The 12,633-nt window shown below is 66.4% G+C and carries 14 protein-coding genes; 7 read left to right on the top strand and 7 right to left on the bottom strand.

From position 1 onward, the window contains the following. From QOJ24_RS08735 to QOJ24_RS08720, 4 genes are all read right to left on the bottom strand, one after another. Positions 1–260 (bottom strand): biotin carboxylase N-terminal domain-containing protein (locus tag QOJ24_RS08735; RefSeq protein WP_526260590.1); only part of this gene is annotated, 260 nt, incomplete at its 3' end. A gap of 5 nt (positions 261–265) precedes the next feature. Next, a complete protein-coding gene (locus tag QOJ24_RS08730; protein WP_526260589.1) occupies positions 266–1,861 on the bottom strand; it encodes an acyl-CoA carboxylase subunit beta in 1,596 nt (531 codons plus the stop codon). Beyond that, positions 1,858–3,036, bottom strand: a complete 1,179-nt coding sequence (locus tag QOJ24_RS08725; protein WP_526260588.1) for an acyl-CoA dehydrogenase family protein — start codon at positions 3,034–3,036, stop codon at positions 1,858–1,860. Before QOJ24_RS08725 ends, QOJ24_RS08730 begins: the two co-directional genes overlap by 4 nt. Then, positions 3,033–4,772: an acyclic terpene utilization AtuA family protein gene (locus QOJ24_RS08720; protein WP_526260587.1), complete on the bottom strand. Its 1,740-nt coding sequence runs from the start codon at positions 4,770–4,772 to the stop codon at positions 3,033–3,035. The genes QOJ24_RS08725 and QOJ24_RS08720 overlap by 4 nt, the downstream gene beginning before the upstream one ends. 178 nt (positions 4,773–4,950) lie before the next feature. On the opposite strand from QOJ24_RS08720, the gene QOJ24_RS08715 reads away from it, so the two are divergent. The 7 genes from QOJ24_RS08715 to mspA all read left to right on the top strand — a co-directional run bounded on the left by QOJ24_RS08715 (position 4,951) and on the right by mspA (position 11,070). Next, on the top strand, positions 4,951–5,142 hold the full coding sequence (locus QOJ24_RS08715; RefSeq protein ID WP_526260586.1) for a hypothetical protein: 192 nt from the start codon (positions 4,951–4,953) through the stop codon (positions 5,140–5,142). A gap of 132 nt (positions 5,143–5,274) precedes the next feature. Then, a complete protein-coding gene (rpmF, locus tag QOJ24_RS08710; protein WP_014211617.1) occupies positions 5,275–5,448 on the top strand; it encodes a 50S ribosomal protein L32 in 174 nt (57 codons plus the stop codon). Between the two features lie 123 nt (positions 5,449–5,571). Beyond that, on the top strand, positions 5,572–6,255 hold the full coding sequence (locus QOJ24_RS08705; protein WP_526260585.1) for a response regulator transcription factor: 684 nt from the start codon (positions 5,572–5,574) through the stop codon (positions 6,253–6,255). After that, entirely contained in the window at positions 6,255–7,718 is a 1,464-nt protein-coding gene (locus tag QOJ24_RS08700) for a HAMP domain-containing sensor histidine kinase (RefSeq protein ID WP_526260584.1), read from the top strand. Before QOJ24_RS08705 ends, QOJ24_RS08700 begins: the two co-directional genes overlap by 1 nt. A gap of 150 nt (positions 7,719–7,868) precedes the next feature. Continuing rightward, entirely contained in the window at positions 7,869–9,188 is a 1,320-nt protein-coding gene (locus tag QOJ24_RS08695; protein WP_526260583.1) for a S1C family serine protease, read from the top strand. A gap of 23 nt (positions 9,189–9,211) precedes the next feature. Further along, positions 9,212–9,754: a MogA/MoaB family molybdenum cofactor biosynthesis protein gene (locus tag QOJ24_RS08690; protein ID WP_526260591.1), complete on the top strand. Its 543-nt coding sequence runs from the start codon at positions 9,212–9,214 to the stop codon at positions 9,752–9,754. Between the two features lie 680 nt (positions 9,755–10,434). Then, positions 10,435–11,070 (top strand): porin MspA, encoded by a 636-nt coding sequence (gene mspA / locus QOJ24_RS08685; protein WP_526260582.1) that lies wholly within the window; start codon positions 10,435–10,437, stop codon positions 11,068–11,070. A gap of 65 nt (positions 11,071–11,135) precedes the next feature. Here the strand turns inward: mspA and mscL are convergent, their stop codons facing one another. The 3 genes from mscL to QOJ24_RS08670 all read right to left on the bottom strand — a co-directional run. Then, positions 11,136–11,591 (bottom strand): large-conductance mechanosensitive channel protein MscL, encoded by a 456-nt coding sequence (mscL, locus tag QOJ24_RS08680; RefSeq protein ID WP_526260581.1) that lies wholly within the window; start codon positions 11,589–11,591, stop codon positions 11,136–11,138. A gap of 67 nt (positions 11,592–11,658) precedes the next feature. Next, positions 11,659–12,306: an SAF domain-containing protein gene (locus tag QOJ24_RS08675; RefSeq protein WP_526260580.1), complete on the bottom strand. Its 648-nt coding sequence runs from the start codon at positions 12,304–12,306 to the stop codon at positions 11,659–11,661. A gap of 70 nt (positions 12,307–12,376) precedes the next feature. After that, positions 12,377–12,633 (bottom strand): FmdB family zinc ribbon protein (locus QOJ24_RS08670; RefSeq protein ID WP_526260579.1); only part of this gene is annotated, 257 nt, incomplete at its 5' end.

The following is a 12,633-nucleotide window of genomic DNA, read 5'->3' as shown; positions in this document are numbered from 1 at the left end:
TCCGCGTTCTCCGAGAGAAATCCATAACCCGGGTGGACGGCGTCGGCGCCCGATACCCGCGCCGCCGCGATCAGTTGCGCGCTATCCAGATATCCGTTGCGGCCCTCCAGCCGCACCCGCGCATCGGCCTCCGCGACGTGCGGCGAGCCGGCATCGGGGTCTGTGTAGACCGCGACGGTACCGATTCCGAGGCGGCGGCACGTCGCGAACACCCGGCGGGCGATCTCCCCGCGGTTGGCGACCAAGACTCGTGTGATCATGCTGCTCACATCCGAAAGACGCCGAAGTTCGACGTCCCCTCGACCGGGCCATTCGCGATGGCGGACAGGCACATTCCGAGGACCGTGCGGGTGTCGCGCGGGTCGATGACGCCGTCGTCGTACAGCATCCCTGACAGCACCATCGGCAGCGACTCCGCCTCGATCTGTCCCTCGACGGCCGCCCGCATCGCGGCGTCGGCTTCCTCGTCGACCTGCTGGCCGCGGGCCTCGGTCGCCGCCCGGCTCACAATAGACAGCACGCCCGCCAACTGCGCGCCTCCCATCACCGCGGACTTCGCGCTCGGCCACGCGAACAGGAAGCGCGGGTCGTAGGCGCGCCCGCACATGCCGTAGTGGCCCGCGCCATACGATGCGCCGATCAGCAGCGAGATATGCGGGACGGTCGAGTTCGAGACGGCATTGATCATCATCGAGCCGTGCTTGATCATCCCGCCTTCCTCGTACTGCTTTCCGACCATGTAGCCAGTCGTGTTGTGCAGGAACAGCAGTGGCGTGTCGGATCGGTTGGCCAGCTGGATGAACTGGGTGGCCTTCTGCGACTCCTCGCTGAACAGCACACCGCGGTGATTGGCGAGGATGCCGATCGGGTAGCCGTACAGGTTGGCCCATCCGGTCACCAGCGACGACCCGTAGAGCGGTTTGAACTCGTCGAAGTCCGAGCCGTCGACGATGCGCGCGATGACATCGCGCGGGTCGAACGGGATGCGCAGATCCGATGGCACGATGCCAATCAGTTCCTCGGCGTCGAAGTGCGGCTCGATGACCGGTCCTGGCTCGGGTCCCTGCTTGCGCCAGTTGAGCCGGGCCACGATGCGGCGGCCGATCCGGAGGGCGTCGAGTTCGTCGACGGCGAAGTAGTCGGCGAGACCGGATGTGCGGGCATGCATCTCGGCGCCGCCGAGCGATTCGTCGTCGGACTCCTCGCCGGTGGCCATCTTCACCAGCGGCGGGCCCGCCAGGAACACCTTCGAGCGGTCCTTAATCATCACGACGTGGTCGGACATACCGGGGATGTAGGCACCGCCCGCAGTGGAGTTGCCGAACACCAGGGCGATCGTCGGGATGCCCGCAGCTGACAGCCGGGTCAGGTCGCGGAAGCCCTGTCCACCTGGGATGAATATCAGCTTCTGCGTCGGCAGGTCGGCGCCGCCGGACTCGACCAGTGAGATCACCGGCAGCCGGTTCTCCAGCGCGATCTGGTTGGCCCGCAACATCTTCTTCAATGTCCACGGATTGGTGGTGCCGCCCTTGACCGTCGGGTCATGGGCAACCAGCATGCACTCGACGCCCTCGACGGCGCCGATGCCGGTGACGACGCTCGCCCCGATTTGAAAGTCGGTGCCGTAGGCGGCAAGCGGGCTCAGCTCCAGGAACGGCGAGTCGGGATCGATCAGTATCTCGATACGCTCGCGGGCCGTCATCTTGTCGCGGTCGTGATGGCGCTTGACGTACTTCTCGCCGCCCCCCGCCAACGCCTTGGCGTGTTCGGCATCGAGCTCGGCGAGCTTGGCCGACATCGCCTCGGCCGCCTCGGTGTAGGCGGACGACCGGGGATCGAGCGTCGACGCCAGCGACGTCACGACTGGTATCCCAGCGTCTTGGCAGCCAGCGAGGTGAGGATTTCGGTTGTTCCGCCACCGATCCCCAGGATCCGCATATCGCGGTACTGGCGCTCGACTTCTGATTCGGTCATGTATCCCATCCCGCCGAAGAGTTGCACCGCCTGGTTGGCGACCCATTCGCCTGCCTCGACTGCGGTGTTCTTCGCGAAGCACACCTGAGTAAATAAGGAGGTCTCGCCAGGGCCTGATGTCGCCGCCGGAGCGGCTCCGGAGAGCTGCCGCTCGACGATATTGCGGGTGTACACCCGCGCGACGTCGACGCGACGCGCCATCTCCGACAACGTGTTCTGCACGGACTGCCTCGATATCAGCGGCTTACCGAACGTCTCACGGTTGCGGCACCACTCGACCGTCAGGTCCAGGCAGCGTTGTGCGCTCGCATACGCCTGCGCCGCAAGGCCGACCCGTTCGGAAACGAAGGCGCCCGCGATCTGGATGAACCCGGTGTTCTCCTCGCCGATCAGGTTCGCGGCGGGCACCCGCACGTCGGTATAGGAGAGCTCGGCGGTGTCGGACGACCGCCAACCCATCTTGTCGAGCTTGCGGGTGACCTCGAAACCCGGCGTGCCCTTGTCGACGACGATCAACGAGACACCTGCCGCGCCGGGGCCGCCCGTGCGCGACGCGGTGACGACGTAGTCCGCGCGCACACCCGAGGTGATGTAGGTCTTCGCCCCGTTGATGATGTAGTCGTCTCCGTCGCGGACGGCCTTGGTGGTGAGATGCCCGACGTCGGATCCGCCGCCGGGTTCGGTGATCGCCAGCGATCCGATCATCTCGCCGCGCAGCGTGGGCCGCACGTAGGTGTCGATCAACCGCTCATCACCGGAGGCGATCATGTGCGGCACCGCGATGCCGCAGGTGAACAGCGACGCGAACACCCCGCCTGGCGCCCCGCTGTAATGCATCTCCTCGCAGATGACCACCGCGTCGGCGCCGTCGCCGCCACCACCACCGACGGACTCCGGCATCCCGGCGCCCAGCAGGCCGGCCTCACCGGCCTTCAGGTGCAGCTCGCGCGGCAGCATGCCGGACTGCTCCCACTCGTCGACGTTCGGCAGCACTTCGCGTTCGGCGAAGGCGCGCACCGTCTTTCGCAACTGCTCGCGTTCGGGCGTGTGCCAGATACTCATATGAGAAGACTTTCCGGTATGTCGATGTGCCGGCTGCGCAGCCATTCACCAAGGCCCTTGGCCTGCGGGTCGAAGCGTGCCTGATATGCCACACCCTCGCCGAGGATCCCCTCGATGACGAAGTTCACCGCCCGCAGGTTGGGCAGCAGATGCCGGGTGACCTCCAGATCGGCAGTTTCCGGAAGCATTTCGCGCAGTCTGTCGACGGTCAACGCGTGGGCCAACCACCGCCACTGATCGGTGGTGCGCACCCACACACCGACGTTGGCGTTGCCGCCTTTGTCGCCGCTGCGCGCGCCTGCGATGCGGCCGAGTGGCACGCGCTGGGTGTCCTCGAACGGCATGGGTTCGGGCAGCGCGAACGGGGCGACGTTCTCGAGCACCTTGGTTTCGGTAGCCGCGGGAATGTCGGCGCGGGAGCCGTCGGCGTGCACGGCGATCTGCTGTACCTCCGTCGCGTCGACGTAGCCCGGGGTGAACACGCCGTAGACCTGACCATCGCCGGGCGGGGCAGTGGTGGTGAAGCCCGGGTAGCTGGCGAGCGCCAATTCGACTGCTGCCGAGGAGAACTGGCGGCCGACATTGGCCGGGTCCGGGTCGCGCACGACACAGTGCAGAAGCGCGCTGGCGGCCTCCTCCGTGTCGGCGTCGTCGTGGTCGGTGCGCGCAAGCGTCCACTCCAGCTCGGCCGGTTTCACGGTCAGGCCGGCTTCCAGCTGTCGACGCACCAGCTCGGCCTTCGCATCGATGTCCAGGCCCGTCAACACGAAAGTCATGGCGTTGCGGAAACCGCCGATGCCGTTGAGCGAGACCTTGAGCGTCGGTGGTGGCGGCTCACCCCGCACCCCGTCGATGCGCACCCGGTCGGTGCCGTCGGCCGAGACCTCGAAACTGTCCATCCGCACCGTCACATCGGGATTGGCGTAGCGCGCACCGGTGATCTCGTACAGCAATTGGGCGGTGACGGTGTCGACGCTGACCAGCCCGCCGGTTCCGGCGTGCTTGGTGATCACCGAAGCGCCGTCGTCGTAGATCTCGGCCAGCGGAAAGCCCGGATGGAGGAGGTCCGCCCCCGCTGCTGCGGCCTCGACGAAGAACGCGTAGTTGCCGCCCGTCGCCTGCACCCCGCATTCGATGACGTGGCCCGCGACCACGGCGCCGGCAAGCCGGTCGTAATCATTGCGGCCCCAGCCGAAATGGGCGGCGGCCGGACCAACGATGACGGATGCGTCGGTCACCCGCCCGGTGACCACGACGTCGGCGCCGCTGTTGAGGCAGTCGACGATGCCCCAGGCGCCGAGGTAGGCGTTGGCCGCCAACGGAGTGCCCCCGCCGGATGTCGCCGCCGTTGCGGCTCCGAAGCCGAGATCGCCCGCCCGCGACACCAGGTCGTCGCCCTCGACGTGGGCGACCTTGGCGTCGAGGCCGAGCCGTTCGGCAAGTGCCCGGACCGCGTCGGCCAGGCCGGCAGGATTCAGTCCCCCCGCGTTCGCCACGATCCGCACGCCCTTGTCGAGCGCAGTGCCTAGGCATTCCTCGAGCTGGCTCAGGAAGGTCTTGGCGTAGCCGCGGTCGGGGGACTTGGCCCTGTCGCGAGCCAGGATCAGCATGGTCAGCTCGGCGAGGTAATCGCCGGTGAGGTAGTCGAGGTCCCCGCCGGTGAGCATCTCGCGCATTGCCGAATGCCGGTCGCCGTAAAACCCCGAGCAGTTTCCGATGCGTACCGCAGACGTCACGCACACTCCTCATCGATCAGGCGTACCAACCAACCGGTAGGTCAATCCGTAGGTTATCCGGTACCTCCGGTCCGCCGTCAAGGCACCCGGTTTTGTTTTCGACGATATAAACAGCGCTCAGCGCGGGTATTCACACCGAAATCGCGCAGTTCGGAGGCTACGCTCAACAGGGGTACTTATGGACTGGCTGGCATGGATCGTCCTTGCGGCGCTGGCGCTTGCGTCGGCGCTGTGGCTCGTGCGCCGATTTCGCACCGAGAACCGCAGGGTCGACGGCATGATCAGCGACTTCAACCGGGAGAACCCGCGCAGCGAGCCCGGATCCCCGTCGCCTGCGCGCAGGCTCGCGGGCCTGCGCCGCCGCCGGTAGCGGGCCCAGCCGACCGAACCACCGGCTGCCGGTCAGCGCTGTTTGGAACCCGCGCAGGTCACCGGCTATCCTGAACGGCAATTGCCGACGTCGTACTTGCGCGGCAGCACCCCTTGTAGAGGAGCTTTACCCATGGCTGTGCCCAAGCGCCGGATGTCGCGCTCGAACACCCGTAGCCGTCGTTCGCAGTGGAAGGCCACGCGCACCGAGCTCGTCGGCGTGACGGTCGCAGGCCAGCAGCACAAGGTGCCGCGCCGCCTGCTCAAGGCCGCTCGACTCGGCCTGATCGATCTCGACCGCCGTTAACTGGCTCGCCCTACGAGTTTTTGATGTCGCCGCCAGAGCGGCTACGGGGTCTGATGTCGCCGCCAGCGCGGCTCCGGCGCGCCTCTCAGGTCACTCTCAGGCGATGGGTTAACACTGGTGGCCGTGCGAATTCTTGTCGTTGACGACGACCGTGCCGTGCGCGAATCCCTTCGCCGCTCGCTTTCGTTCAACGGCTATTCCGTTGCGCTGGCCCAAGATGGCGTCGAAGCGCTCGATCTGATCTCCAACGATCGGCCCGACGCAGTGGTGCTCGACGTGATGATGCCAAGGCTCGACGGGCTCGAGGTCTGCCGACAGCTCCGCAGCACCGGCGACGATCTGCCCATCCTGGTTCTCACCGCCCGCGACTCGGTGTCCGAACGTGTGGCCGGCCTCGATGCGGGCGCCGACGACTATCTGCCCAAGCCGTTCGCGCTCGAGGAACTTCTCGCGCGGATGCGCGCGCTGCTGCGCCGCACCACCCCCGACGACGGCGACTCTCCTGCCATGACGTTCGCCGATCTGAGCCTTGACCCAGTGACCCGCGAGGTCACCCGAGGACAGCGCCAGATCAGCCTGACCCGCACCGAGTTCGCCCTCCTGGAAATGCTGATCGCCAATCCACGGCGCGTGCTCACCCGCAGCCGCATCCTCGAAGAAGTGTGGGGATTCGACTTCCCGACCTCAGGCAATGCCCTCGAGGTGTACGTCGGATATCTACGTCGCAAGACGGAAGCGGAAGGTGAGCCGCGGCTGATCCACACCGTTCGCGGGGTGGGTTATGTGCTGCGTGAGACACCACCCTGATGTCCGGATTTCGACCGCTCCCTCTGCGGCCCAGTTCGCTACCCGAAACAAGCTCCCTTTCACTGCGCTGGCGGGTGATGCTGCTCGCGATGTCGATGGTCGCGATGGTCGTCGTGCTGATGGCGCTCGCGGTGTACGTCGTGGTCTCGAGGGCGCTCTACGACGACATCGACAACCAGCTGCACAGCAGGGCGCGGCTGCTGATCGAAAGCGGTTCGCTGGCCGCCGATCCCGGCAAGGCCATCGAGGGGACCGCCTACTCCGATGTCAACGCGATGCTGGTGAACCCCGGCCGGTCCATCTACACGGCCAACCAGCAGGGCCAGACGCTACCGATCGGCAAGCAGGAGAAGGACGTGATGTCCGGCCAGCTGCTGCTGTCGCTGCGCACCGCCGACCATCAGCGTGTGCTCGCCGTGCATCTGAACAACGGCAGCTCGCTGTTGATCTCGAAGAGTTTGGCTCCAACCGGCAAGGTGCTCAAACGGCTTGGCACCGTGCTGCTCATCGTCGGTGGGATCGGGGTGGCGATCGCGGCGTTCGCGGGCGGCATGGTGGCACGTGCGGGTTTGAGACCGGTGGCCCGGCTCACCGAGGCCGCCGAACGGGTGGCGCGCACCGACGATCTGCGCCCGATCCCGGTGCTCGGCAGCGACGAACTCGCCCGTCTCACACAGGCTTTCAACATGATGCTGCGTGGGCTCGCCGAGTCACGGGAGAGACAGGCGCGTCTGGTCACGGACGCGGGGCACGAGCTGCGCACGCCGCTGACGTCGTTGCGCACGAATGTCGAGCTTCTGATCGCATCCCAGCAGCCCGGCGCGCCACGGATTCCCGACGACGAGATGGTTGAGCTGCGCACCGACGTCATCGCCCAGATCGAGGAATTATCAACGCTCGTAGGCGATTTGGTGGACCTCACCCGCGACGAGGCCGGCGGCGTCGTGCACGAACCCGTCGACATATCCGAGGTCGTCGATCGAAGCCTCGAACGGGTTCGGCGGCGGCGCAGCGACATCGAGTTCGACGTCCACCTCATTCCGTGGCAGGTGTACGGCGACGCGGCCGGGTTGTCGCGCGCCATACTGAACCTGCTCGACAACGCCGCCAAGTGGAGCCCCGCCAACGGCCGGGTGCTGGTGCGGATGACGCAGACCGACCCGGTGCACGCCGAGCTCGTCGTCTCCGACTACGGCCCCGGCATACCACCGCACGAACGCGAGTTGGTCTTCGAACGGTTCTTCCGCTCCACGTCGGCGCGGGCCATGCCGGGCTCAGGCCTTGGCCTGGCCATCGTCAAGCAGGTCGTTCTCAAGCACGGCGGAGCGCTTCGGGTGGAGGACACCCTGCGCGGCGGGCAGCCGCCGGGGGCGTCGATCTACGTGCTGCTACCGGGACGGCTTATTTCGGCGACACGGCCCGTCGAGGTCGCACAACCGGTGGCCAGCGCCGACAATGGGTAAGCGATTGTGAAGCGGATCGGCCGGAAATCTGGGGATGTGCCGAACATTCTCTAAGTGGATTCTCAGCCCATCCGGGCACCGTGGGGTAGCAGAACTTCGTTGTAGAGGTGTCGGCGTTGTCCCGAACTCGTAGAAAGAGCCCGTTGCGACATGACGAACGACCCGAGGTACTCACCGCCGCCGCCCCCGCAGGGCCGCAGGCCAGGCGATGACCGCACGGCGGTATATCCCGGGCAGTACGGGCATACCGGCTATCAGCAACAGCAGCCCTTCGACTGGCGCTACGCCACCCAGCAACAGCAGCAGGCCTACCGCCAGGCATACGACCCGTACCGGGGCGCGCAGGCGCAGCCGAACCAGCAACTGCCCCCTCGGCCACCCCAGCGGCCGCAGAAGCGTTCCCGCGCAGGCGCATTGACGGTCGGCGCGTTGACGATCGCGGTCGTGTCGGCCGGCATCGGCGGCGGTGTCGCACTGTTGGCCAAGCCGGACAACCGCCCGGGCGGCACACAGATCACCGCGGCGCCGAGCGTCCCCGCAGCCAGTCTGCCCGCGGGATCCGTCGAGCAGGTCGCGGCCAAGGTGGTGCCCAGCGTCGTCAAGCTGGAGACCGACATGGGCCGGGCCTCCGAAGAGGGCTCCGGCATCATCCTGTCGACCGACGGCCTGATTCTGACCAATAACCACGTCGTCGAGGCCGCCAAGGGCGGCGACACCACGGTCACCTTCGCCGACGGACGCACGTCCAAGTTCACCCTCGTCGGCGCCGACCCGAGCAGCGACATCGCCGTCGTCAAGGCGGACAACATCTCCGATCTCACCCCGATCACCATCGGTTCGTCGGCCAACCTCAAGGTGGGCCAGGACGTCGTGGCGATCGGCTCTCCCCTCGGTCTCGAAGGGACCGTCACCACCGGCATCATCAGCGCCCTGAACCGGCCGGTTGCCGCGGGAGGGGACATCCGCAACCAGAACACCGTGCTCGACGCGATCCAGACCGACGCCGCGATCAACCCCGGCAACTCCGGCGGCGCGCTGGTCAACATGAACGGCGAACTGGTCGGTGTGAACTCGGCGATCGCCACCCTCGGCGGTGACTCCGCCGACGCCCAGAGCGGCTCGATCGGGCTCGGCTTCGCGATCCCGATCGATCAGGCCAAGCGCATCGCCGACGAGCTGATCCAGAGCGGCAATGCCTCGCATGCGTCGCTCGGCGTGCAGGTGGGGAACGACACGGCCTCACACGGCGCGAAGATCGTCGAGGTCACCAGCGGCGGCGCGGCAGCGGCCGCCGGCCTGCCAAGCGGCGTCGTCGTGACCAAGGTCGACGACCGGATCATCGGCAGCGCCGACGCCCTGGTCGCCGCGGTCCGCTCCAGGGCTCCGGGCGAAAAAGTCACGCTGACGTACCTCGACCCGTCGGGCAAGCCGCAGACGGTACAGGTGACCCTCGGCAAGGCTGCCCAGTGATCTCGGCACCGGGCGCGCCGACGTTGAGAGTGGCCGCGCCGGCGTCGGGGGCCACCTATACGGTGGCACTCATGGAACAGCCAGGTGAGTTGGTTGGTCGGGCTCTCGTCGTCGTCGTCGACGACCGAACGGCCCATGGCGAGGAGGACCATAACGGTCCGTTGGTCACCGAGCTGCTTCATGAGGCGGGCTTCGTCGTCGACGGTGTCGTGGTGGTGTCCTCCGACGAGGTGGAGATCCGCAACGCGCTGAACACCGCGGTCATCGGGGGAGTCGATCTGGTGGTCTCGGTCGGTGGCACAGGTGTGACGCCGCGCGACGTGACCCCCGAGGCGACCCGCGACATCTTGGATCGCGAACTGCTCGGCATCGCCGAGGCCCTGCGCGCGTCCGGTCTGGCTGCCGGTGTGGTCGATGCGGGGCTGTCCCGCGGCCTGGCGGGCGTCTCCGGCAGCACGCTGGTCGTCAACATCGCCGGCTCCCGGTCTGCGGTACGTGACGGGATGGCAACCTTGAACCCGTTGGCCATCCACATCATCGGCCAGCTATCCAGCCTGGAGATCTAATAATCGGGGTTTCCGCTGGAATTCGGCCCGCGCCTAGCAGGCGCGTGGTCGCCGCGGCAATGTCGTCTTTGTTACGTCAACATGAACAGCTGCCTTCGGTGAAATGTGATCTTCGTCACACGGTGGGCGCGTTGTGACAGCTTCGTCGAAGCCCTCCCGAGATGCAGTTAACAAGATCTTTGGCGAGGAGCTACCGAAGGAATCCTCGGACGAGCGCGAAACCGATTCGCCCGCCTCGGAGGCCGAGCACGACAACTGGTTGCGGGACAACATTCCGCCTCACCATGATTGACCTCTGAGTTTGCGCTGAGCGTGCGAAATGACTGGTGAGGGTGCCAAGTCGGGGTCGGCGCCCGGTGTGCCTGGATAACGCCCAGCTGCGCGACCGAATTGTCCGCCTGCTACGTCAGCGGCCATGGGAACGCCAGCCCAGGGGAGCCTTAGCAAACACACGCCGGTTGTCGACAGGCAATCCGATACCGACCCCTTCGCGTTGCCGGTCGGATGCCGTCCCGTTATGTTCCTCGTGTCAACGATGAGCAAAACGTAAGAAGAGCATGTGGACTCTCTCATTTGTCACACGTGTGACTCTTGCGTCGTGTGTGGTGTAGGAGTACTCACCAGCACAGAAAACCAATCGGTGAGCCGACACGGTCACCGCCGAAAGAGCTAGGGAGAACATGAAGGCAATCAGTCGGGTGCTGATCGCGATGGTCGCCGCCATCGCGGCTCTTTTCGTGAGCACCGGTACCTCACATGCGGGGCTGGACAACGAGCTGAGCCTGGTTGACGGTCAGGATCGGACATTGACGATCCAGCAGTGGGATACCTTCCTCAACGGCGTTTTTCCGCTTGACCGCAACCGGCTGACCCGCGAGTGGTTCCACTCGGGTCGCGCCAAGTACAACGTCGCCGGCGCCGGTGCCGACGAATTCGAGGGAACGCTGGAGCTGGGCTACCAGATCGGCTTCCCGTGGTCGCTGGGCGTTGGCATCAACTTCAGCTACACCACCCCCAACATCCTGCTCGACGACGCGTCGCTGTTCCCGGTGTTCAACCCGTTGGGCTCGGTCATCACGCCCAACCTGTTCCCCGGCGTGTCGATCAGCGCTGACCTGGGTAACGGCCCCGGCATCCAAGAGGTTGCGACCTTCTCGGTTGACGTGAAGGGCCCGCAGGGCGGTGTGGCGGTCTCCAACGCGCACGGCACCGTGACCGGTGCCGCCGGTGGCGTGCTGCTGCGTCCGTTCGCCCGTCTGATCTCGTCGGCCGGTGACAGTGTCACCACCTACGGCGAGCCATGGGACATGGCGTAACTCCCTGCTAGGCATACAAGACAGCCCCCGGCGCAAAAGCCGGGGGCTGTTTTGTCTGTTCCGGTCTAGGGCGTGTCCGACTTGTTCGCCTCAGCGGCCTCGAGGGCCGCAGGTGAAGAGCCATGCCTGCCTGAGGTGTCACCGTTCTCGGACAACAGGTCGCGGATCTGAGTGAGCAATGTCAGCTCGGTCTCTGATTCCTCGACCTTGCTGTCGCGTTCTTTGAGCTTCTTATAGGGCAGCACGATGATGAAGTAGATGACCGCCGCAACGATCAGGAAGTTGATGAAGGCGGACAGCACCGCGTTGAAGTCCAGGAACTGCTCGGGATCACCACCCAGGGAGACCTTGAGGATTCCGTACTGCTTATCGCCCCCTGCGCCGATGCGGTCGATCAGTGGCTGAATCACCTTCTGGGTGAATGCGGTGACCAGTCCGGTGAACGCCGCGCCGATGACCACCGCGACGGCCAGATCGATGACATTGCCCCGCGAAATGAAATCCTTGAAACCTTTCAACATGCGCTAATACCCTTCCCTCAGTCCGACCGGAGGTGTGCAACGTTAGTCATCCACCGGCGCTTCGGGGTCAATGAAACGTGAGCGTCACCGTCTGCATCAGCGTCGCGCCGGCGACGTCGTTGGCGGCGTTGGCAGGCAGGGCGACGAGAAGCACGCGCTCGCCTCCGGCGCCGGGACCCTTCTGCTTCTCCGACACCAGGACCACGACGGCGTCTGTCGCCACCACCCTCGGATCGATCTCGTCGTCGGCGGCCGCCAGCACGTCGACCACATCGCCGGGGCGGACGAGGTCCAACAGCGCCGTGTCGGCGATATGCAGGGGCACGATGCGGGCGTCCGGGCCCGCCGCTGACTGGGCCAGCCGCGGACCGAGCAGTCGCACGTCCGTGAGCACCTCTCCGCGGCGGGCGGGGCCGGCGAGCGTCGACCCGACGACCTTGCCGACGGTAGCCTGAGAACCGTCGGGAATCGTTGCAGTCGAACGCTTTTCGAGCCGTACGTCGTCGACGGTCAACTCGATGCCGGGAGACAGGTCACGCGCCGCCACGACGATATCGGCCTGGTCGCCGTGCGGATCGGAGCGCACCGCGGCGACTGCCGCCAGGACGACGAGCGCGCCTGCGGCCACCCTGCGGGCGGCCACGGTGCGTGTCCAGTCCGGCCGCCACTGGTGGACCAGCCGGCTGCGCGCCGACGGATTGAGTGATTCCCCCATGTCGCCACGCTAGGCAGCACGAAGCCCCGCGCGCGTGCCGTCACGCCGGGCTGTGGATAACTTCCCCGCGTCAGCTGGAGGCTGCGGCGGCAGACGTCGACGAACTCGTGCTGCTGGATGACGAGCTGGAGCTGTCCGACTTGGTCGAATCCGACTTCTTGTCCGTCGAGCCGGACGGGCTCGAGGAGTCCGACGAACTCGAGGCCGCGGACTCGGTGCTCTTCGCGGAACCGTTTGCGGCGCTCTTGGCGGCCTCGCGGCTGTCGTTGCGGTAGAAGCCGCTGCCCTTGAAGACCACGCCCACCTTGCCGAACAGCTTGCGCAGGC

It is taken from the genome of Mycobacterium sp., assembly GCF_032159775.1.
Classification (GTDB): domain Bacteria; phylum Actinomycetota; class Actinomycetes; order Mycobacteriales; family Mycobacteriaceae; genus Mycobacterium.
This window is presented reverse-complemented; position numbering and strand designations above follow the sequence as displayed.